Origin of the sequence: Glycomyces paridis, assembly GCF_004912155.1 — a bacterium.
Lineage (GTDB): Bacteria > Actinomycetota > Actinomycetes > Mycobacteriales > Micromonosporaceae > Glycomyces > Glycomyces paridis.
Genome location: NZ_STGX01000012.1, coordinates 95,805 through 116,627 on the forward strand (window position 1 = coordinate 95,805; position 20,823 = coordinate 116,627).

Genomic DNA, 20,823 nt, shown 5'->3' on the forward strand with positions numbered 1-20,823 from the left:
GTCAGGCCCGGGGTGCGTTGCGGGCCGGGCGGAAGCCGAGGTCGTCGATGCGGAGGGTCGGCATGGTCTTGCGGCGGACGCCGGCCCGGCAGGACCAGTGGTCGTCGAACCAGCCGCCGCCGCGGATGACGCGGTAGTCGGCGTACTCGTCGGCGTCGTAGAGGTCCCAGCACCATTCCCAGACGTTGCCGAGCATGTCGTGCAAGCCCCAGGCGTTCGGAGTCTTGCGGGCGCCGCGGTGGGGGCGTTCGCCGGCGTTGGCGCGGTACCAGGCGATGTCGTCGAGGTCGCCGTAGCGGGGGCCGGCGGTGCCGGCCCGGCAGGCGTGCTCCCATTCGGCTTCAGTGGGCAGCCGGTAGCCGTCGGCGGTCCGGTCCCAGGCGACCTGGCCGTCCCCGTCGCCATCCCCGTCGACGGTGTAGGCGGGTCGCAGGCCTTCGCGCTGCGACATGCGGTTGCAGGCGTGCACGGCGTCGTACCAGGAGAGGTCGGTGGCGGGCAGGAGGTCGTCGCCCTCCGGGTCGGCGGCGCCGATGTCGCGGCGGGTGGCCTGGACGGCGGCGAGGAGGAACGGGGCGACGTCGACGGTCCAGGTCCGTCCGGTGCGGCGGTCGGTGAGCGCGGTGGTCCCCGCCTCGATGGCGCGCATGGCCGTCTCGTCCATCCGGGCATCGTAGAAGCCCTGGGGGCGGTGACGTGCGGCACGGTGCTGTCACGTTCGGGGCGGCCCGCGGTTCACCAGGGTGTCAGTCTTCCCGCGAACGAACCGGAGCGTCCCATGACCGTCGCCTACATCATCGTCACCGTCGTCGCCGCCCTGTGGGTCGGGTTCTCGGCGTACTCGGTCTTCGCCAGGGCCCCGTACGTGGTCGGTCCGCTCGCCGACTACGGCGTGCCCGAGTCGTGGTGGCCGTGGCTCGGGGCCGCCAAGGCGGCCGGGTCGCTGGGCCTGCTGGCGGGCCTGTTCGTGCCGTTCGTCGGCGTCGCGGCCGGGGTGGGGCTGGTCCTGTACTTCGCGGGCGCAGTCGTCACGGTGCTGCGGGCCCGCTCCTACAAGACCCTGGTCGCGCCGCTCATGTACATGGCGCCCGCGGCGGCCGCCCTCGTGCTCGCGTTGCTCGTCTGAGCAGGGCGGCGGGGCCCGCGCTCGGCGCGGGCCCCGTTCTGTTTCCTACTTGGTCCACTGCTCGGCGAAGGGCACGCCGATCTTCGGGTTGCCGATGAGGGCGAGCGGGATGAAGAACCCGATCTGGCCGAGGACGCCGATGAGGACGACGAGCTCCTGGTCGCTGAAGTGCTCCGCGACCTGGGCGAACAGTTCGTCGCTGACCCTCTCGCCGGTCGGGTTCGGGGTGTGCACGGCCTCGGTGAGGGCGAGCGCGGCCCGTTCGGCCTCGGTGAAGTGGGGTGCGGTGCGCCAGGTGGCGACGGCGCCGAGCCGCTCGGGGGTGTCCTCGGCGGCCGTGAGCTGGCGGGTGGTGAAGTAGGTGCTGCCGACGAGTTGGCCGACGCGCAGCTGCACGAGCGCGACGAGCGACGCCGGGAGGACGCCTTCGGCGTTCACCTTGTTGATGGCGGCGGCGATCTCGTTGACGACCGGCAGGTGCGAGGCGGGGTTCTCGATGCGCGGGTAGGTGCTCATGGCGGTGGTCCTCTCTGTTTCGATTCACCCCCATGACGAACCGTCCGGCCCGGACGTGACCGCCGATCCCACGAACCCGACGAGACCCCGGTCACGAGACCTGGCACGCCGCAGGGGCCCGTCCGGTGCGGACGGGCCCCTGCCGTGTCGCGTCTAGCCGACGACCGCTCCCGCGCCGAGCAGGGCCTTCAGGTCGGCGGACAGCTCGACCGACGGGCGCACCCGCCACGCGTCACCGAGGGCGAGCAGCGTCGTCTTGGGGCCGTTGGCGAGCTGCACGCGCACCTGCGCCTCGCCGCGGTGGGTCTTGAACGTGTCGGAGAGCTTCTCGATGAGCGCGGGGTTGACCGCCGCGGCCCGCAGCGCGAGCGTGACCGGCGCCGAACTCGACTCCGGGCCCCGCGACGTGTCGAGGACGGCGAGGTCCTGCGCGATGAGCTGCGCGGTGCCGTCGCGCCGGTCGAGCTTGCCCTTGACGCAGCACACGAGGTCGTCCGCGAGCGACTCGGACACGAGCTCGTACGTGTTGGGGAAGAACCGGACCTCGATCGACCCGGCCAGGTCCTCCAGGGTCGCCGACGCCCACAGCTTGCCCTGCTTGGTGACCCGCTTGGCGACGTTCTGGAGGATGCCGGCCACGCGCACGTTCGCGCCGTCGGCGATCTCCTCGCCGTGCAGCGCCGCCACCGGCCGGTCCGCGTTCGAGGACAGGAGCCGCTCGAAGCCGTTGAGGGGGTGGTCGGAGACGTACAGGCCGAGCATCTCCCGCTCGAACCCGAGCTTGTCGCGCCGGTCCCACTCGTCGTCGGCGATCGTCAAGTCCACGCCGAGCGTGTCGGTCGCCTCGGCCATCATCCCGCCGAACAGGTCGAACTGGCCGCGCGCCTCCTCCTTCTTGATGGAGACCATCGCGTCGATCGCCTTCTCGTGCACCTCGGCGAGCCCGCGGCGCGCGTGCCCGAGCGAGTCGAACGCGCCCGCCTTGATGAGCGACTCGATGGTGCGCTTGTTGCACACCGGCGCCGGCACCTTCTGGAGGAAGTCCTTGAAGTCCGCGTACGCGCCCTTCGCCTCCCGGGCCTCGATGATGCCCTCCACGACGTTCGCGCCGACGTTGCGGACCGCCCCCATGCCGAAGCGGATGTCCTCCCCGACCGGGTGGAACATGTGCCGCGACTCGTTCACGTCCGGCGGCATGACGGTGATGCCCATCTTGCGGCACTCCGAGAGGTACACCGCCGACTTGTCCTTCGAGTCGCCCACGGAGGTCAGCAGCGCGGCCATGTACTCGGCCGGGTAGTTCGCCTTCAGGTAGGCCGTCCAGTAGGACACGAGCCCGTACCCCGCGGCGTGCGACTTGTTGAACGCGTACCCGGCGAACGGGAGCATGATGTCCCACAGCGTCTTGATCGACTCCTTGCCGAAGCCGTTGCCGACCATCCCCGCCTCGAAGGAGTCGAACATCTTCTCCAGGACCGCGACCTGCTTCTTGCCCATGGCCTTGCGGAGCGTGTCGGCCTGGCCCATCGTGAAGCCCGCGACCTTCTGCGCGATCTTCATGATCTGCTCCTGGTAGACGATCAGGCCGTACGTCTCGGCCAGGATCTCCTCCAGCGGCTCCGCGAGCTCGGGATGGATCGGGGTGATCTGCTGCCGCGCGTTCTTGCGGTCGGCGTAGTTGTTGTGCGAGTTCGCCTCCATCGGACCGGGCCGGTACAGCGCCAGGACCGCGACGATGTCGTTGAACTCGGTGGGGCGCATCCGCTTCAGCAGCTCACGCATTGCGGTGCCGTCAAGCTGGAACACCCCGAGCGTGTCGCCGCGCGCGAGCAGCTCGTACGCCTTCGGGTCGTCGGTCGACAGCGTGTCGAGGTCGATGTCGATGCCCTTGTTGGCCTTGACGGCCTCCACCGCGTCGCCGATCACCGTCAGGTTCCGCAGACCCAGGAAGTCCATCTTGAGCAGGCCGATGTCCTCGCAGGACGGGTAGTCCCACCCGGTGATGATCGACCCGTCGGGCCTCGCCCACATCGGGATGCAGTCCGCCAGCGGCTGCGAGGAGAGGATGACCGCGCAGGCGTGGACGCCCGCGTTGCGGATCAGGCCCTCCAGACCCAGCGCGGTGTCGAAGATCTGGCGGACCTCGTTGTCGTTCTCGATGAGGCTCCGGACCTCGCCCGCCTCCTTGAAGCGGTCATGGCCCGGATCCATGATCCCCGACAGCGGGATGTCCTTGGCCGCCACCGGCGGCGGCAGCGCCTTCGTGATCCGCTCGGCGATCGAGAAACCGGGCTGACCGTGGTGGACGCGGGCCGCGTCCTTGATCGCCGCCTTGGTCTTGATCGTGCCGAACGTGATGACCTGCGCGACGTACTCTTTCCCGTACTTCTCCGTCGCGTACGTGATCATCTCGCCGCGGCGGCGGTCGTCGAAGTCGATGTCGATGTCGGGCATCGAGACGCGCTCGGGGTTGAGGAACCGCTCGAACAGCAGCCCGTGCTCGATCGGGTCGATGTTCGTGATCCGCATGGCGTACGCGACGAGCGAACCCGCCGCCGAACCGCGGCCCGGACCCACGTAGATCCCGATCGACCGGGCGTGCGAGATGAGGTCGGCGACGACGAGGAAGTACGACGGGTACCCGGCGGTGATGATGACGTCGAGCTCCAGCGCGGCCCGCTCCAGGTAATCCGCCGGGACCTCCCGGCCCGGGAAGCGGTCCTGGAGGCCGACGCGGACCTGCTCGCGCAGCCACGTCCCCTGGTCGTGCCCCTCGGGCACCTCGATGACCGGCATCCGGTCCTGGACGGCGAAGATCTCGTCGTAGGACTCGACCATCTCCGCGACCAGCAGCGTGTTCGCGCAACCCTCCTGCCACAGGTCGTCGGTCTTGATGCCGTACATCTGCTGCGCCGACCGCAGGAAGTAACCCTCGCCGTCGAACTTGAACCGCTTCGGGTCGTCCAGGGTCGAACCCGACTGGACGCACAGCAGCGCCGCGTGCGTCGACTTCTGGTCCTCGGTCACGAAGTGGGAGTCGTTGGTGACCAGCGGCCGCAGGCCCATCTTGCGGCTCATCTCGTACAGCTCGTCCTTGACGCGCATGTCGATCTGGTTGTCGTGGTCCATGATCTCCAGGAAGAAGTTCTCCGCCCCGAAGATGTCCCGGTAGTCCGAGGCCGCCTGGTAGGCCTCCTTCGTCTGGCCGAGCCGGAACCTGGTCTGCACCTCGCCGGACGGGCAGCCGGTGGTCGCCACGATCCCCTCGGCGTTCTGCGCGATGAGCTCTCGGTCCATGCGCGGCTTGTAGTAGTAGCCCTCGAAGGACGCGGCGCTGGAGAGCTTGAAGAGGTTCCGCAGGCCCGTGGAGTTCCGCGCGACCATCGTCATGTGCGTGTAGGAGCCGCCGCCGGAGAGGTCGTCGCCGCGCTGGCTCGGCTCGCCCCAGAAGACGGGCTTCTTGTGGAACCGGTCCTGCGGCGCGATGTACGCCTCGATGCCGAGGATCGGCTTGACGCCAGTCTTCTTCGCCTCCTGGTAGAAGGCGTAGCCGCCGTACATGTTCCCGTGGTCGGTCATGGCGATCGCGGGCTGTCCCAGGCGCTCGGCCTCCGCGAACAGGGGTTTGAGCTTCGCGGCCCCGTCGAGCATCGAGTACTCGGTGTGCACGTGCAGGTGGACGTACTGGTTCGACACGCTTAGCTCCCGCTTTGACCTGTGAATATGTCCCCGTCGGGCCCTGTCGCGGCGCTCATGCGGCACAGCCGCGGCGCAGTCGCGGACAGCCCGGTTCAGACCCTCAAGACTAGTCCTCCGCCCGAGCGGGCCGCACCGACTCCGAGCCCGGAATGCCGCCCGCCTCACCGCCCGCGGCGGCCGCCGCGAACACCGCCGAGGTCGCCTCGTCGAGCGGGAAGAACAGCTCCACGGCCAGCTCCGCGACCGTGACGTCCCGCGGCGCCCCGAAGGTCGCGATCGTCGTGAACAGCGACAACTCGCCCCAGGCGGTGGCGAGCCGCAGCGGCAGCGCGAACGGGCTCGGCGCCGAACCGTCCCACCCGCCGTCGTCCGACCCGACCGCCTCCCGCGCCAGGACCTCCTCGATCAAGGCGAACACGGCCGGGTCCTCGTCCACCGCCAACTGCGCCCGCAACCGGTCGAGGAAGTACCGCCGCACCTCCTCGAAATTCCGCAGACGCGGGCCCAAACCCCTAGGGTGCAGCGCGACCGTCGCGAGGTTGGGCCGCCCGCGCAGCAGGTCCGGGTCGACCTCGTCGAGCAGCACCCCCAAGCCTGCATTGAAGTCGAGCAGGTTCCCGAACCGGTCGGTCACGACCGCCGGCAGGGGCTCGTGGTGTTCGAGGATCATCGCGATCGCCCGCCGCGCCGGCGCGAGGCGCTCGTCCCAGTAGTCGGTCTCGGCCCACTCCGGCGCGAACCCGGCCGCGACCAGCAACGCGTTCCGCTCGCGCAACGGCACGTCCAGGACCTCCGCGAGCCGCGCCACCATCCGGCGGCTCGGTTCGGCCCGACCGGTCTCGATGCGCGACAGGTGCCTGGCCGAGACCCCCGACTCGACCGACAGGTCGAACTGGCTGAGGCGACGCCGTCCGCGCCACTGCCGCAGCAGCGAACCGAAGGCCGTCAGGGCGGGACCGGTCAGTGCGTTCACGGCCGCAACAGTATCGACCCGCGCGTCCGGCGGCCATGACCTCCGAGGTCATTGCGGACCGGACCGGCCGGGCCCAGGATTGGCCGCATGCGGCGACACGAGGTCCCGCACCGAACCGACCGGGAGGAACCATGACCCCCACCGCCGCTGCCCCCGACACGCGACTGCGCAGCCTCCTGCGTTTCGACGCCGCGGCCTGCGCCGCCTTCGGCGTGCTCATGACCGCAGGCGCGGTCCTCGTCGAACGCCTCCTGGGCCTCGAACCGGCCTGGGCGGTGCCGCTGGGCGTGTATCTCCTCGGCTGCGCGGTCGCGCTCGCACTGGTCGCGGGCTACCCGGTGCCGCTGCGCGGCCACGTGATCGGGGTGGTCGCCAACAACGCCGCGGCCGCCGTCGCGCTGGCGGCGCTGCCGTTCACCGGCCTCGTCGACCTGACCGCACTGGGCTACGCGGTGCTGCTGGGCGGCGCGGCGCTGGTCGCGCTGTTCGCGGTGCTGGAAGCACAGGGCGCCAAGCGGCTCACCGCCTGACCGATCCTCTGAGGGGCGGAGCCGCTCTCGGCGCCCGCCCCTTTACCACGCAACCACGAACCGAACAACATTGTCCACAGGTCGAATTCGGTTATCCACAGGCGAAAAATTACTTCTTGCCGGTAGTGGACATGTGACGGACAGTTGACCTATGAACATGATAGAAGCGAGAATCAGGCTCAACGGCCCCACCGACCTCTTGACCACCATCCCGCTGCTGCTGGGTTTCCACCCTGATCACAGCCTCGTCGTGGTGGGACTCATCGGCGGCGAACTCCAGTGCACCTTCCGCGTCGACCTGCCGGGTTCGGCCGACCACCTGGAGCACCTGCCGGATCTGACGGCGCAGCTGAGCATCAACGAATGCACCCATTGCGTACTCGTCGCCTACGGCGACAAGGAGGTCGCCGAGGCCTCGATCGAACGCGCGGCGACGCGACTCACCGCGGCCGGCATCCGCCCGATCGACCAGCTCCGCGTGTCGCGGGGGCGCTGGTTCAGCCTCATCTGCGACAGGCCGTGCTGCCCGCCGGAGGGTCTGGCGCTGCCGGAGAGCTCGGCGGCCTCATGCGAGGTCGCCGTCGCGGGCGGGTACGCGGAGTCGGACCGGTCGCGGATCACCGAACAGCTCGCCCCGGCGCCACCCGGCCGCAGAGCGGCGGTGGAAAAGGCGGTCGCGGCAACGCTCGCGGCCGAAGCCGATCTGGACTGGGCGGCGCAGCGGTCGCTCGACCTCCACGCGATCGACCACTGGATGTCGGTCCCCTCCCTGCCGGGCCCGGACGAGATCGCCATGGTGGGCCTCGCCCTCGGCGACCCCGACATCCGCGACTACGCGCTGCGGCGCATCAGCTCGGGCGAGTACGAGGGGAACCGGATCGACCTGTGGATCTGGGTCGCGCGGCACATGGGCGACGACCTGGTGGCTCCGGCCGCGGGGGTGGCGGGCTTCGCCGCCTACCGCTTCGGCAACGGGGTGCTGGCGGGCGAGTGCTTCGAACTCGCCCTGCGGTCGAGCCCGAACTTCCGGCTCGCGCTGATGCTCAGGGCGGCCCTGCACCGAGGCTTCCCACCCTCGGCCCTGTCGAGGGTCGGCTTCGCCGACAGGGAGCCCGCGGAAACGGAAGACGCACCGACCGACGAGCGAAACAAGGCCAACCAGTCCACCCAGCCCGATAGGACACCACCGCAACCCGACGCGAACAAAGAGGCACCCTCCCCCGAACCCGAGCGAAACAGAGGCACAACCTGACCAGAACCACCCAAGCACCGCACACCAGCAACCCAGCAACTCGAACCTCGAACCTCGAACCTCGAACCTCGAACCTCGAAATTCTGAACTCACCACCCGGAACCAAACACGCACCATCGAGAACGCAACCGACAGAAGGAGTCACCGATGCGCACGAGAGGCACCCGCCAATGGCGAGGTCGAAGGTCGCCGAACGCCGACCCCCGGGATGGAGGAGTCCTGGCTAGTCTGAGGAGATGGCTGAGCATCCGAGCGGTTACGCCGCGATCTTCCTGGTCGGCGGCAAGGCGCGGCGGTTCGCCGGTTGCGCGAAGAGCGAACTGGTCGTCGGCGGTGCCACGATCTTGGAACGGATGCTGGCCGCGACCGAGTCCGCCGTGGCGCGGGTGGTCGTGGGCGCGCGGCCCGCCGAAGCCGCGCCCCTGCCCGAGGGGGTGCTCCAGGTTTTGGAGGACCCGCCGGGTTCGGGCCCGGCCCGGTCGGTGACCGCCGGCCTGCTCCAGGTGCCGGACGGCTGCGACCAGGTGGCGGTCCTCGGCGGCGACCTGCCTTTCCTGTCGGGTGAGGCGCTGCGCCTGCTCCACCGGCGCATGAGCGCCGCCGCTCCAGGCACGGGCGCGGTGTACTGCGATGACGCGGGCCGACGCCAGTGGCTGTGCGGCCTGTGGCCGGCGAAGCCGCTCCGCCAGAACGCGGAGTCGATCGAACCGGGCGCCCCCGCACGGCACCTGTTCACCGGGATCGAAGTCGAAACCGTCAACTGGGACCGGCCGAGTCCGCCCCCGTGGTTCGACTGCGACACCCCGCAGGACCTCGAACAGGCCCGCCACTGGGCCGCCGACTGAACCAGCGGTATCGCCACAACCGATCCGCGAGGACGGTCAATGAAGACCGTCGGCCGCTCGCCCAAGCGACGGCCATCGCCACCATGCACGACAACAACGCAAGGGCGGGTGGGCAAGGGGGAGGGGTGGGTGGGGGGCGGGGGGGAGGGCCCCCGGGGCCAGCGAAGCCACGAAGCCACGAAGCCACGAAGCCACGAAAGCCGACAATCACCGTGCCGAGGCCACCTGGCGGCGGCCCCGGGTCAGACGATGTCGTACTGGTTGTCGAGGATTCCGGTCTGGATGAAGGTGGCAACGGCGAGCGCCGCCAGAAGCACGGCGAAGCCCACCCAGTGCAGGCCGCGCCGCTCGCGCGGCGTGAAGGTCAGGATCGCACCGCAGATGAGGCCGCCTACCAGGCCGCCAATGTGGCCGGCGAAACTGACCGGAAGGAAGAACCCCAGAGCAAGGTTCAGGCCGATGAGTATGTAGAGGCTGCGGTTGTCGCGTTTGAGCTTCCGGTTGACCAGGATCAGGAGACCGAACAGGCCGTAGACGGCGCCGGAGGCGCCGGCGGTCGCCGTGTCGTACGAGAAGAAGTACACCGCGACCGATCCGGTCAGGCCCGACAGCATGTACACGGTGAAGAACCGGGCCGGGCCGAGATCGTGTTCGAGCGCACGGCCGAACATCCACAGCACCAGCATGTTGAAGCCCAAGTGGATCAACCCGTAGTGCAGGAACATGCTCGTGATCATGCGGTAGTAGCCACCGGCGGCGACGAACGGCGCGGTGACCGTCCTGCCGAACAGATCGAAAATCGCATGGGTGTCCGTGAAGATAGCCGATCCCTGCAGGTACCCGGGCTGGTAGCCGGGAAGGTACCCGATCTCGGCGCCGAACATGTGCAGCGGCGTGGTGCCCGCGGTGGTGAGACCGGCGAGGGTCCCGGTCGAGAGGGCCGCCAGGATGAACACCGCGATGTTCGCGCCCACGAGGGCCTTGGTGACCGTGCCCGCCGAGCCCGCGCCGGCGACGCCGCCGAACGACGTGCGCGCTTGGCGCGTCGTTCGGCGGCCCTCTGCCACGCAGTCGGGGCAGTGGAAGCCGACCGGGGCGTCGATTCTGCAATCGGCGCAGATCGGTTTGCCGCAGCGGGAGCAGCTCAGGTAGGTCTGGCGATTCCGGTGGCGATAGCAGACCGGGGCAGACTGCTCATCGCTCATCGGGGCGTCGTCTATTTCTCGATGACGACGGACTCGATGACGATGTCGTTGACCGGGCGGTCCATGGGACCGGTGGCGGTCTTGCCGATCCGGTCGACGACGGACTTGGAGTCCTCGTCGGCGACCTTGCCGAAGATGGTGTGCTTGAAGTTCAAGTGCGGCGTCGGGCCCAGGGTGATGAAGAACTGGGAGCCGTTGGTGCCGGGGCCGGCGTTCGCCATGGCGAGCAGGTAGGGCTCGCCGAAGTGGAGGTCCGGGTGGAACTCGTCGGCGAACTTGTAGCCGGGGCCGCCGCGGCCGGTGCCGGTCGGGTCGCCGCCCTGGATCATGAAGCCGTCGATGACCCGGTGGAAGATGACACCGTCGTAGTACGGGCCCGAGCCGGGAGCGCCGGTCTCGGGGTCCTTGTATTCCCTCGTGCCCTCGGCCAGGCCCACGAAGTTCGCCACGGTCTTGGGCGCGTGGTTGTCGAGCAGCTCGATCGTGATGTCGCCTGCATTGGTCTTCAGCGTCGCCTTCGTCATGGCGTCAATGGTGCCAGACGGCCGAGGTTCGTCCAACTTTCTCCCCCGTTTCCCTCGACCGGTGTCACACCCCGGTGCACGATGAGACTGTCAAGCACCTAGAGGAGGCATTCACTATGGGCTTCAGCCGACATTCCACGACTCCCGCGCGGGAAGCCGTGGACCATTTCCAGCAGGGCGTGACCTCGCTCAAGAACGCGGGGTTCGCGGCGGCGCGGGGGACGCGGGAAGCCGCGGCGCCGAAGGTCAACGTCGTCCTGGCCAAGGTCGGGCTCAGGAAGCCGCCCGCGCCGAAGTGGCCGTGGGTGGCGGGGGCGATCGGCGCGGGCCTCGCGCTCGGCGGCGCGGCCTTCTACCTGTGGTACCGGCAGCGGACCGAGTCGATCGGGGAGGCCCTCCTGGCGGAGGAGCTGCTCGACGAGGCGAACCTCGACGACCGGGCGCTCACCGAGGAACTGGTCGACAGCGTCACGCGCTAGCGGGGACTGCTTCGGCGAAGCGAAGTGGAGCGGCATGGGCCGGCGTCAGCGCCGGCCCGGGGTCGCCCTCCGGCCGCGATGCGGCCGGCGGGGCGGCGGAACGCGATGCAGGGGGTCCGCGGCGACGCGGGTCCCCTGTTCGCGTGCAAGGGCTTCGCCGGAAAGGGCAACGCCGGACCGGTGTCCCGCCTCGGGGGGAGTGGGCGGGTCCACCGATCCGGCGCCAATGGGGGCGGGATCATGGATCTTCCGCGGCCTGGCCGCGGTCACGCAACGATTCTCGCGCCCCTTTCGCGTTCTGGGAAGGGCGGTGCGATGGCGGTTATACGCCATGTCGCATAACCGCCATCCATTGTCGACGTTCCGTTTCGCAGTGGTCACGGAACGTGCGGCGTTCAGGCGCGGGTGGCCTCCACGGCTCGGGCGAGGCGGCGCACGCCTTCGTCGATCCGGTCGGCCTTGACGGCCGAGTAGGCCAGCCGCAGGCAGGACTCGCCGCCTTCGAGCACGAAGTCGGTGCCCTTGACGGCCTGGACGCCCTCGTCCGCCGCCGCGGCGACGACCTTCGCGCCGTCGACGCCCTCGCCGAGGTCGACCCACAGGAAGTAGCCGCCGTCGGGCACCACGAACTCGGCGTTCGGCAGGTGCGCGCGCAGCGAGGCCGAGAGCTGGTCGACCCGCTCTTCGAGCGCGGCCTTGACGGTCGCGATCGAGCGGTCGAGCGCCCCGGAGGCGGCGAACTGGTAGATGGTGGCCTGCGCGAACATGTTCGGCGCGATGTAGGTGTTGGTGGCCGCCTCGGCGATCGTCTTGATGAGCGCGGCGGGGCCCACGAGGTAGCCGGTCCGCAGGCCCGGGCACACCGTCTTGGAGAACGAGGACGCGTACACGACGCGGTTGTCGCCGTCCTGGTCGAGCATCGTCGGGTGCTGCTCGCCGCGGAAGCGGATGTCGTAGTACGGGTCGTCCTCGAAGATCGTGAACTCGTACTCGGCGGCGAGCTGGAGCAGGCGCACGCGCTTCTCGCCCGAGAGCGACACGCCCGCCGGGTTCTGGAAGTTCGGGATGATGTGCGCGAGGGTCGGCCGCACACCGCCCTTGAGCAGGCCTTCGAGCTCGTCGACGTCGAGGCCGTCGGCCTGGACGCGCACGGGGTGGAGGTCGCCGCGGCGGTTGCGCAGGCCCAGGAGCGTCCGGTCGTAGCTCGGGCGCTCGACGATCACCGGCGAGTCGGGCTTGACCAGCTCGTCGAACAGGAACGCGTCGGCCTGCATGGAGCCGTTGGTGATGAGCACGTTCGCGGGGGTCACGCCGTGCTTGGCGGCGATCCACTCGCGCAGCGGGCCGTAGCCCACGGACGTGCCGTAGCCGGTGACCCCGGCCGGATCGGACTCGATGGCGGCGACGGCGGCGGCCTTGAGCCCCTCGGTGTCGACGATGTCGAGCGACGGGGCGCCCCGGGAGAAAGAGATGACGTCGGTGTTCGGCATGACACCAGCGTAAGCGGCCCAAAGGGCGGACGTCGAGCGGTGGGGGCCGGGCTCACGCCGGGCCTCACCGCGCGGCACCGCGGATCAGCGGCGGGCACCTCCCGGCACCGCCCGGGCCGCGCCGCGCGGCCCGCGGGTGCCGCGCCGCGATACGGTGAGGCGGCGGGCCCGCAGGCCCGTTCGACGCTTTCGACAACCGTGGCCCGCGGGCGGACACCGCCTCGCGCGGGCGGTCGCGCTCGACCGGGCGCCGCCGCCGGGCCCAGAAGGAGGAGGACGATGACGTCGCTCGACCGCACCAGGGCCCCCTGGCCCTACGATTTCCTTCCCCCGCTCCCGTCGTTCGCGGTCGTCTCCGACGACGTGGCCGACGGCGCGACCCTCGACCTCGCGCAGGTCGCCGGGCAGGACGTGTCGCCGCACCTCGCCTGGTCGGGCTTCCCCGCCGAGACCGCCGCGTTCGCCGTCACCTGCTTCGACCCGGACGCGCCCACCGGCTCGGGCTGGTGGCACTGGATGCTCCTGGGCCTGGACGTATCGGTCACCGAGCTCGCGACCGGCGCCGCGGCCGCCCCGCCCGCCGGGAGCGTGCAGCTGCGCAACGACTCCGGCTCGATCGGCTACGCGGGCGCCGCCCCGCCCCAGGGCGACCCCGAGCACCGCTACCTGTTCGCCGTCCACGCCCTCGCGGCCCCCGTGGAGGTCGACGCGTCCTCCTCGATGGCAGTGGGCGCCTTCCACCTGACGTTCAACGCGATCGCGCGGGCCGTCGTCGCCCCAGTGTTCCGCAATGCCTGAGGCCGTCGTCCTCGCCGCCGCCCGCACCCCGCTGGGCAGGAGGGGCGGCGTCCTGGCGGGCGTGCACGCCGTCGACCTCGCCGCGCACGCCATGAACGCGGCGCTCCAACGGTCGGGGATCGGGCCCGACGCCGTCGACGACGTCGTGCTCGGCTGCGTCTCGCAGGTCGGCGAGCAGTCCTGGAACGTCGCCCGCAACGCGGTCCTCGCCGCGGGCTGGCCCGAGACGATCCCCGGCACCACGGTCGACCGCCAGTGCGGTTCGAGCCAGCAGGCGGTCGCGTTCGCGGCGGCCGCGGTCCTGGCCGGGCACGCCGACGTGATCGTCGCCGGGGGCGTCGAGTCGATGAGCCGCGTCCCGATGGGGTCGAGCGTCGGTTCCGGCGCGGGCGAGCCGTACGGGCCGCGGGTGCGCGAGCGGTACGCGTCGAGCGTGGACGCCGAGGCGGCGCTGCCGTTCAACCAGGGCGTGGCCGCCGAGCTGGTCGCGGGCCGGTACGGGGTCGGCCGGGAGGCCATGGACGCGTTCGCGCTGGCCAGTCACGAAAAGGCCGCGGCGGCGTCCGATGGCGGGGCGTTCGCGGCGGAGATCGCGCCGATCGCGGGTGTCGCTGCGGACGAGGGCATCCGGCGGGACACGAGCATGGAGCGGCTCGCCGGGCTCAAGCCGGCGTTCACCGCGGACGGGTCGGTGACCGCAGGGTCGTCCTCGCAGATCTCGGACGGGGCCGCGGCGCTGGTGATCACGACCGACGTCCACGCCCGCCGGCTCGGGGTGCGGCCGCTGGCGCGGATCGCGGCGGCGTGCACCGTCGGCTCCGACCCGTTGCTCATGCTCGACGGTCCGATCCCGGCGACCGCGAGGATATTGCGGCGCACCGGGCTCGACCTCGACGAGATCGACGTGTTCGAGGTGAACGAGGCGTTCGCTGCGGTGCCGCTCGCGTGGCTGGCCGAGACCGGCGCGGACGAGGAGCGCATGAACCCGCGGGGCGGGGCGATCGCGCTCGGGCACCCGCTGGGCGCTTCGGGCGCGCGCCTTGCCGCGACGATGCTCCACTACATGCTGGACACCGGTGCCGGGCGTGGTCTCCAGGTCATGTGCGAAGGCGGGGGCATGGCCAACGCGACGGTCTTCGAACTGCTCTGATCAAACTCGGATGAATCACGAAATATACGGATAAATCCGGCCTAAGGGACCCCTGGTTTAAAAGTACTCCGGGGGTCCGACAAGGTTTTCGGGACAGCAGTTGCGAGCCGCGCTCAGATTCGTCTCAGCGCCACTTCGAGAGGACCAGGAGCGCCGCGACCATGCAGGAGAAGCCGACGGCCAGGTTCCAGTAGCCCCAAGCGGCGACCGGGTAGGCCATGCCGGAGAGGTAGAAGAGCGTCAGCCAGCCGATGCCGAGGACGATGAGGACCACCGCGGTGATCGGCACCCACATCGGGCTCGGCTCGTAGCTCTCGCCCGAGGCCGAGCTCGTGCTCCCGCCGGAGGTTGAGTAGACCTTCTTCTTGCGCACGCGTGACTTCGGCATCGACGATTCTCCAACTGAGGGACATGTCCGGCCTCCAGGGTACCGCCCGCCGGTGACGCGCCGTCCGCGCGGCATAGCGTAGCTCACACCTCGGGAGTGAGCTGCCGAAGCGCTCGCGCGCGGCGGCCGCGCCACCGCCGGAAGCCCTCGGCGGGAACGGGTTCGGCGGGCCGCGGCGCGGGCGGCCCGACACTCCCGTGAGCGAAGCGGAATGCGAGGCCCCGCGCCTGCCCGTTCGGTTGATACTCGCGTTCGCGCGACAACCCTAGGATGGCCTCGCGCGTTATGGTTACGACATCACGCAGGCGTTGAGAACACCGGCACGACGGAGGCGAAGTTCCAGGTGAGCGATCAGGACTGGTCCCCCTTCGCGAACGAGCCCCGGCCGCGCCCGCCGCAGGGCCCGCCGCCCGGTCCCGGCCGCGCCGGCGTCCCCCCGCCGGGCCGTCCGCCCGGCCCCGCCCCGAGCGGCCAGGCGAAGGTCCCGCCTCCCGACCCGGGAGCGGCCGGACGCGCGACGCCGCCGTCCCCGCCCCGGCCGACCTCCCCGCCGCGCGCCTCCCCGCCCGAACCGGGCGCCGCCGGACGCGCCACCCCGCCCCCGCCCCCCGAACCCGCAGGCCCCCGCCCCGCCGCCCCGCCGCCGTCCGGACCGGACTTCGACGAGACCACCGCCCTGCGGCCGCCCGGCCTCAACCGGGCCGCCCGCGCGCCGCTCGTGCCCGAACCCGACGGCACCGCGATCCTCCCGGTCATCCCCGCCGACGACGCCGTCCCGGCCCCTCCCGGCGCCGACAGCGAGGCCCGCAAGAAGCGATCGGTCAAGCGCCACCGCGGCGACGGCGGCGGCATGCGCGGCACCGTCCGCGGCCTGGGCGAAGCGCTCATCACCCTCGGCGCGGTCGTCCTCCTCTACGCCGGCTACGAGGTCTTCGGCGTCTCCGCCGAGATCAACAACGAGCAGCAGACCCTCTCGACCGACCTCGACTCCATCTGGGACGGCGAGGTCGAGGGCGAGACGGTCGACGGCGCGCCGATCCCCGAGCTCGGCGACGCCTTCGCCCGCATGTGGGCCCCCGACATCCGCGCCGAGGCCTGGACCCTCGTGGAGGGCACCGAGCCGTCCGACATCGAGTACGCGCCCGGCCGCTTCCTCGACGGCGCCTACCCCGGCGAGCAGGGCAACTTCACGCTCGCGGGCCACAACGTGCCCGCGATCTTCTCCGAGATCCGCTCCCTGGAGGCCGGCGACAAGGTCGTGATCGAGACGAAGGAGTTCTTCTACGTCTACGAGGTCCAGGAGCACGAGGTCGTCAACGAGACCGAGGTGACCATCACCGAGCCCGTGCCCCACCAGCCCGGGGTGGAGCCCGGCGACGAGGACTACTGGCTGACCCTGTTCACCTGCCACCCGCGGTGGGACAACTACGAGCGCTACGTCGTCTACAGCCAGCTGGTGGACACCATCGAACGCGACCCCGAGGGCGACCTGCCCCCAGCCGCCATCGACCCGGAGGTCTGACGTGTACGCGTGGATCTGGAGCAAACTGCCGTTCGGCCTGCCCGGCAAGATCGTCGGCTCGCTCGCGCTCGGCGCGGGCACGGTCGCGCTGCTGTGGCTCGTGCTCTTCCCCGCCGTGCGCCCCCACATGCCGTGGAGCAATGTGGACCCCGCCGGCGGCGTCAACGTCGAGCAGCCCGAGGACGGCGAGCCCGCCGAGTCGCCCACGTGCACGCCCGGCGTGGACTGCCAGGGCACCGGCTTCGACCCCGAGGACTGGCAGACCGCCGAGTCCCCCGACGGGGAGTCCGAGGATTGAGCGCCGGTGGCACGCGGTGACGGTCGCTGATGGGTAGCGTCCTGGTCGTCGACTTCCGCGACTCGTTCGTCCACACCATCGTGTCCTATCTGCGCGCCCTCGGCGCGAAGGTCGAAGTGCGGGCCTCCGACCGGACCGACGCCGACGAGGCGGCGCGGATGCGCCCGGTCGGCGTGCTCCTCTCCCCCGGGCCCGGGCGGCCCGACGAGGCCCGGCTCGGCCACGAACTGCTCGACCGCTTCGCCGGCGAGGTGCCCGTCCTCGGCGTGTGCCTGGGCCACCAGGTGATCGCCGAGCACTGGGGGGCGACCGTCTCGCGCGCCGCCGAGCTGCGCCACGGCGAGACCTCCCCGATCCGCCACGACGGCGCGGGCGTCTTCGCGGGCCTGGCCAACCCGTTCACCGCGACCCGCTACCACTCCCTCGCGGTCGAGCCGGCGAGCGTGCGGGCGCCGCTCGCGGTGAGCGCCACGAGCGAGGACGGGACGGTCATGGGCCTGCGCCACCGCGAGGTCGACGTGGAGGGCGTGCAGTTCCACCCCGAGTCGATCCTCACCGAGGACGGCAGCGCCCTGCTCGCGAACTGGCTGCGCCGCGTCGAATCGCACGGGAGTCCGTGACGGGCCGCGGCCGCGGAAACGGAACCTTCGGGCGGCTCAGGGACCTCGCCTAGGATGTGAGCGCACGCAAGCGCCGACGGGCACCACTGGAGACCGCATGAATCGCGAGGGCTGGGATCCTCCCCGCAGGACGGGCGGCGCCGTGCTCGTCGCGGTCCTGCTGCTCGCGGTCGGCGCCTGGCAGGTTGGCATCGGCATCGCGATCGCCTGCGGCGACGTCTTCGTCTTCTCCGGCGGCGGCTACTGGTACCAGGCCGAGGACACCGGCTGGGGCTGGGCGAACCTCTCGGTCGGCCTCGTCGCGCTCGCGCTCGGCGCCGCCCGGCTCGCGCGCGGCCCGCGCTTCGCGCTCCTGCGCCGCCGCGACTGGCCCGCGCTGCTGGTCGCCGCGGTCTCGGGCATGAGCCAGTGCTTCCTCGCCCCGCAGTACCCGGTGTGGGCGACGCTCGCCATCCTCGCCGACACGGCCCTCATCTGGGCGCTCGCCACCGCGCCGCGCCCGCGCCGCGACGGGGGCTTCACGGTCTGACCCGCGTCGCGTCCCGCCACATCGGACGCGACCGCCGCGCGCCGCTGACCCAGGGCGGGAGAAGGTTCGCCCGATCGGACCCGTTCGCGGCCGCCGCCTGGCACGGTTGGGAGATGGGCGGACGGTCGCTGGTCCAGGCCGGCAAACGCTACGGCGCCGAGCACAGGGCGGACGCCGCGGCGGCGCTCACCTACTACTCGGTGCTGTCGCTGTTCCCCGCACTGCTGGTCGGCACCTCGATCATCGGCATGTTGAACCCGGACGCGACCGAGGCGCTGCTCGACGGGATCGCGTCCCTCGCCCCCGCCGAAGGCATGTCGATCATCGAGGACGCGGTGGCCGGACTCCAGGTCAACCCGCGCGCCGCCGGCTTCCTGGCTCTGGTCGGCCTGGTCGGAGCACTGTGGGCGGCCTCGAACTACGTGGCGGCGTTCTCCCGCGCGCAGAACGAGGTCTACGGGACCGCCGAGACGCGGAAATGGTGGACCGTCCTCATCGTCCGGGTCGTGCTCACCGTCGTCGTCGGCGCCCTGACGGCCGTGTGCGCGGTGGTCGCGGCCTCAGGCGGGGCCGTGGTCCGCGCGATCGGCGGCGCCGTCGGCGCGGGCGGGACCGCGACGACGGTGTGGTCGTGGGTGCGCTGGCCCGTGATCGTCGTCCTGGTGGTCGTGATCGTCGCGCTGCTGTACTGGCTGGCCCCCGCGAAGCGGTCGCGGTTTCGCGAGCGCGCGCCGGGGGCGGCGCTCGCGGTCGTGCTGTGGCTCGCGGCCTCGGCCGGGTTCGCGCTGTACGCGTCCGCGTTCGGGAACTACGACAAGACGTACGGCGCGCTCGGCGGCGTGATCGTCTTCCTCGTGTGGCTGTGGATCACCAACGCGGCCCTGCTCTTCGGCTCGGAGTACAACGCCAGCGCCGATCCCGCCCCGCGCGAGGGCGGCGAAGCGGACGCGGAGCCGGTCGACGGGGCGTCGTGATCTTGGGGGTTCAGTTGGTGCCCTTGGGTTGTACGAGGCCGGATTCGTAGGCGAAGACGACGAGGCCGGCGCGGTCGCGGACGGCGAGTTTCATCATGGCGCGGTGGACGTGGGTCTTGGCGGTGGCGGGGCTGATGTAGAGGCGGTCGGCGATCTCGCCGTTGGTGAGGCCGCGGGCGACGAGGGCGACGATCTCGGTTTCGCGGGTGGTGAGGCCGTCGATCTGGCCGGCGAGGCGGGTGGGCGGGTGGGCGACGTATTCGGCGACGAGTTTGGCGGCGATCTGGGGTGAGAGGAGGGTTTCTCCGGCTGCGGCGGCGCGGACGCAGCGGAGGAGTTCTTCGGGTTCGGTGTCTTTGACGAGGTATCCGGCGGCGCCGGCGCGGAGGGCGTCGAAGACGTAGGCGTCGAAGGAGTAGTTGGTGAGCATGACGACGCGGAGGGCGGTGAGGCGGTCGTCGGCGGCGATGGCGCGGACGGCGGTGATGCCGTCGCCGCCGGGCATTTCGACGTCGAGGAGGGCGACGTCGGGGTGGTGTTGGGCGGCGAGGCGGACGGCGGTGGGGCCGTCGGCGGCTTCGGCGACGACGGTCATGTCGTCTTCGGCGTCGATGAGGGCGCGGAAGCCGCCGCGCATGAGGGGCTGGTCGTCGGCGAGGAGGACGCGGATCATGCGGCGGGCTCCGGTGCGGTGGTGACGGCGGGGGCGGTCTGGGCGGGGATGCGGGGTTCGGGGTCGGGGATTTCGGCGCGGACGGTGAAGCCGTGGTCGCCGGGTCCGGTGTGGAGGGTGCCGCCGAGGGCGTCGACGCGTTCGCGCATGCCGGTGAGGCCGCGGCCGGGGACGGCGTCGGTGGGGGTGCCGTTGTCGGTGATGTCGATGAGGAGTGATTGTTCGCGGCGGGTGAGGGTGACGCGGATGCGGTCGCCGGTGGAGTGGCGGACGGCGTTGGTGAGGGCTTCTTGGACGATGCGGTAGGCGGCGTGGTCGACTTCGCGGTCGATGGGGGCGGCTTCGGTGTCGCCGGTCGCGCGGTCGATGGCGGGGTGGTCGATGGTGCAGTCGAGTTCGATGTCGAAGCCGAGGTCGCGATAGCGGTCGGCGAGGGCGGTGATGCGGGAGAGGCGGTGGCCGTCGTCGTCGCGGAGCATGGTGAGGGTTTCGCGCAGTTCGCGGGTGGCGTCTTTGGCGGCCTCTTCGACAGCGACGAGGGCGGGCGGGGGCGTTTCGCCGCGTTTGCGGGCGAGGTGGAGGGCGACGCCGGCTTGGACGCGGATGACGGAGATGGAGTGGGTGAGGGAGTCGTGGAGTTCGCGGGCGATGCGGACGCGTTCGTCGGCGGCCTTGCGTTTGACGGCCTCTTCGCGGGTGTGCTCGGCTTCGGCCATGTAGGCGTCCCGTTGGCGGCGTGTCTCACCGGAGATGAGGGCGACGTGGAGCCAGCCGATGACGAGGAGGGAGCGCTGGATCATGTCGCCGGTGATCTGGAACTGGGCGTTCTGCCAGTTGCCCCAGGCGACGAAGCAGGAGAGGACGACGACGGTGAGGATGGTGAGCCGCCGGTGCCCGGAGTACATGGAGAGGGCGATGGCGACGAACGCGGGGATCCAGGTGAGGGGGCCGAGTTCGAGGTGCACGGTGGCGACGAGCGCGGTGACGCTGACGAACATGACGGCGCGGGGGTGGCGGCGCCAGAGGGGGAAGACGAGGGGGGCGGCGGCGAGGAGGATCCACCCGTACCAGGGGAAGTGCCCGTCGGCGAGTTTGACGATGCCGGGTACGAGGGCGTCGACGAGGAGGAGTGCGGCGACGACGAGGTCGAGGCGCCGGCCTGAGAGGCGGGTGTCGGGAGGCGTCGTCATGGGCCAATCCTAGGTCGGTGGGGGGCGGGCGGCGTCGGCCCG

At 71.1% G+C, this 20,823-nt stretch carries 22 protein-coding genes; 12 read left to right on the forward strand and 10 right to left on the reverse strand.

Annotated elements, in window-relative coordinates:
- Position 1: 1 nt before the first annotated feature.
- A complete protein-coding gene (locus E9998_RS16385) occupies positions 2 to 664 on the reverse strand; it encodes a formylglycine-generating enzyme family protein (RefSeq protein WP_204745485.1) in 663 nt (220 codons plus the stop codon).
- Positions 665 to 778: 114 nt separating this feature from the next.
- Between E9998_RS16385 and E9998_RS16390 the strand changes: the two genes are divergently transcribed.
- Positions 779 to 1,126 (forward strand): DoxX family protein, encoded by a 348-nt coding sequence (locus tag E9998_RS16390; RefSeq protein ID WP_136530772.1) that lies wholly within the window; start codon positions 779 to 781, stop codon positions 1,124 to 1,126.
- A gap of 45 nt (positions 1,127 to 1,171) precedes the next feature.
- On the opposite strand, the gene E9998_RS16395 is transcribed toward E9998_RS16390, so the two are convergent.
- From E9998_RS16395 to E9998_RS16405, 3 genes are all read right to left on the reverse strand, one after another.
- On the reverse strand, positions 1,172 to 1,642 hold the full coding sequence (locus E9998_RS16395; protein ID WP_136530773.1) for a carboxymuconolactone decarboxylase family protein: 471 nt from the start codon (positions 1,640 to 1,642) through the stop codon (positions 1,172 to 1,174).
- Positions 1,643 to 1,795: 153 nt separating this feature from the next.
- Positions 1,796 to 5,338 (reverse strand): DNA polymerase III subunit alpha, encoded by a 3,543-nt coding sequence (gene dnaE / locus E9998_RS16400; RefSeq protein ID WP_136530774.1) that lies wholly within the window; start codon positions 5,336 to 5,338, stop codon positions 1,796 to 1,798.
- A gap of 109 nt (positions 5,339 to 5,447) precedes the next feature.
- Positions 5,448 to 6,314: a helix-turn-helix domain-containing protein gene (locus E9998_RS16405; protein WP_204745486.1), complete on the reverse strand. Its 867-nt coding sequence runs from the start codon at positions 6,312 to 6,314 to the stop codon at positions 5,448 to 5,450.
- A gap of 131 nt (positions 6,315 to 6,445) precedes the next feature.
- Here E9998_RS16405 and E9998_RS16410 point away from each other — a divergent pair, with 131 nt between their 5' ends.
- The 3 genes from E9998_RS16410 (at position 6,446) to mobA (ending at position 8,941) form a co-directional block, all read left to right on the forward strand.
- Positions 6,446 to 6,844 carry a hypothetical protein gene (locus E9998_RS16410; protein ID WP_136530775.1) on the forward strand — a complete coding sequence of 133 codons (399 nt, stop codon included), beginning with the start codon at positions 6,446 to 6,448 and terminating at the stop codon, positions 6,842 to 6,844.
- A 151-nt stretch (positions 6,845 to 6,995) separates the two neighbouring features.
- Positions 6,996 to 8,096 carry a DUF4192 domain-containing protein gene (locus E9998_RS16415; protein ID WP_136530776.1) on the forward strand — a complete coding sequence of 367 codons (1,101 nt, stop codon included), beginning with the start codon at positions 6,996 to 6,998 and terminating at the stop codon, positions 8,094 to 8,096.
- Positions 8,097 to 8,332: 236 nt separating this feature from the next.
- Positions 8,333 to 8,941 carry a molybdenum cofactor guanylyltransferase gene (mobA, locus tag E9998_RS16420; protein ID WP_136530777.1) on the forward strand — a complete coding sequence of 203 codons (609 nt, stop codon included), beginning with the start codon at positions 8,333 to 8,335 and terminating at the stop codon, positions 8,939 to 8,941.
- Between the two features lie 242 nt (positions 8,942 to 9,183).
- Here mobA and E9998_RS16425 read toward each other — a convergent pair whose 3' ends face one another.
- Complete coding sequence (locus tag E9998_RS16425; RefSeq protein WP_158299842.1) at positions 9,184 to 10,146, reverse strand: rhomboid family intramembrane serine protease; 963 nt, start codon at positions 10,144 to 10,146, stop codon at positions 9,184 to 9,186.
- 11 nt (positions 10,147 to 10,157) lie between these two features.
- Positions 10,158 to 10,670: a peptidylprolyl isomerase gene (locus tag E9998_RS16435; RefSeq protein ID WP_136530779.1), complete on the reverse strand. Its 513-nt coding sequence runs from the start codon at positions 10,668 to 10,670 to the stop codon at positions 10,158 to 10,160.
- A gap of 116 nt (positions 10,671 to 10,786) precedes the next feature.
- Between E9998_RS16435 and E9998_RS16440 the strand changes: the two genes are divergently transcribed.
- Positions 10,787 to 11,149, forward strand: a complete 363-nt coding sequence (locus tag E9998_RS16440) for a hypothetical protein (protein ID WP_136530780.1) — start codon at positions 10,787 to 10,789, stop codon at positions 11,147 to 11,149.
- Positions 11,150 to 11,544: 395 nt separating this feature from the next.
- On the opposite strand, the gene E9998_RS16445 is transcribed toward E9998_RS16440, so the two are convergent.
- Positions 11,545 to 12,639, reverse strand: a complete 1,095-nt coding sequence (locus E9998_RS16445; RefSeq protein WP_136530781.1) for an aminotransferase-like domain-containing protein — start codon at positions 12,637 to 12,639, stop codon at positions 11,545 to 11,547.
- A gap of 279 nt (positions 12,640 to 12,918) precedes the next feature.
- Here E9998_RS16445 and E9998_RS16450 point away from each other — a divergent pair, with 279 nt between their 5' ends.
- Both E9998_RS16450 and E9998_RS16455 read left to right on the forward strand, forming a co-directional pair.
- Complete coding sequence (locus tag E9998_RS16450; protein ID WP_136530782.1) at positions 12,919 to 13,437, forward strand: YbhB/YbcL family Raf kinase inhibitor-like protein; 519 nt, start codon at positions 12,919 to 12,921, stop codon at positions 13,435 to 13,437.
- Positions 13,430 to 14,587, forward strand: coding sequence for a thiolase family protein (locus tag E9998_RS16455; protein ID WP_136530783.1), 1,158 nt, complete (start codon positions 13,430 to 13,432; stop codon positions 14,585 to 14,587). Before E9998_RS16450 ends, E9998_RS16455 begins: the two co-directional genes overlap by 8 nt.
- 124 nt (positions 14,588 to 14,711) lie before the next feature.
- Here E9998_RS16455 and E9998_RS16460 read toward each other — a convergent pair whose 3' ends face one another.
- On the reverse strand, positions 14,712 to 14,975 hold the full coding sequence (locus E9998_RS16460; RefSeq protein WP_136530784.1) for a cell division protein CrgA: 264 nt from the start codon (positions 14,973 to 14,975) through the stop codon (positions 14,712 to 14,714).
- A 343-nt stretch (positions 14,976 to 15,318) separates the two neighbouring features.
- Between E9998_RS16460 and E9998_RS16465 the strand changes: the two genes are divergently transcribed.
- The 5 genes from E9998_RS16465 (at position 15,319) to E9998_RS16485 (ending at position 18,918) form a co-directional block, all read left to right on the forward strand.
- Positions 15,319 to 16,497, forward strand: a complete 1,179-nt coding sequence (locus E9998_RS16465) for a class E sortase (protein ID WP_136530785.1) — start codon at positions 15,319 to 15,321, stop codon at positions 16,495 to 16,497.
- 1 nt (position 16,498) lies between these two features.
- Positions 16,499 to 16,795, forward strand: coding sequence for a hypothetical protein (locus E9998_RS16470; RefSeq protein WP_136530786.1), 297 nt, complete (start codon positions 16,499 to 16,501; stop codon positions 16,793 to 16,795).
- A gap of 29 nt (positions 16,796 to 16,824) precedes the next feature.
- Positions 16,825 to 17,415, forward strand: coding sequence for an anthranilate synthase component II (locus E9998_RS16475; RefSeq protein ID WP_136530787.1), 591 nt, complete (start codon positions 16,825 to 16,827; stop codon positions 17,413 to 17,415).
- A 97-nt stretch (positions 17,416 to 17,512) separates the two neighbouring features.
- A complete protein-coding gene (locus E9998_RS16480) occupies positions 17,513 to 17,944 on the forward strand; it encodes a DUF7144 family membrane protein (RefSeq protein ID WP_136530788.1) in 432 nt (143 codons plus the stop codon).
- A 113-nt stretch (positions 17,945 to 18,057) separates the two neighbouring features.
- On the forward strand, positions 18,058 to 18,918 hold the full coding sequence (locus tag E9998_RS16485) for a YihY/virulence factor BrkB family protein (protein WP_136530789.1): 861 nt from the start codon (positions 18,058 to 18,060) through the stop codon (positions 18,916 to 18,918).
- Positions 18,919 to 18,928: 10 nt separating this feature from the next.
- Here E9998_RS16485 and E9998_RS16490 read toward each other — a convergent pair whose 3' ends face one another.
- A complete protein-coding gene (locus E9998_RS16490; protein ID WP_136530790.1) occupies positions 18,929 to 19,591 on the reverse strand; it encodes a response regulator in 663 nt (220 codons plus the stop codon).
- Complete coding sequence (locus E9998_RS16495; protein WP_136530791.1) at positions 19,588 to 20,781, reverse strand: sensor histidine kinase; 1,194 nt, start codon at positions 20,779 to 20,781, stop codon at positions 19,588 to 19,590. The genes E9998_RS16490 and E9998_RS16495 overlap by 4 nt, the downstream gene beginning before the upstream one ends.
- Positions 20,782 to 20,823: the final 42 nt, after the last annotated feature.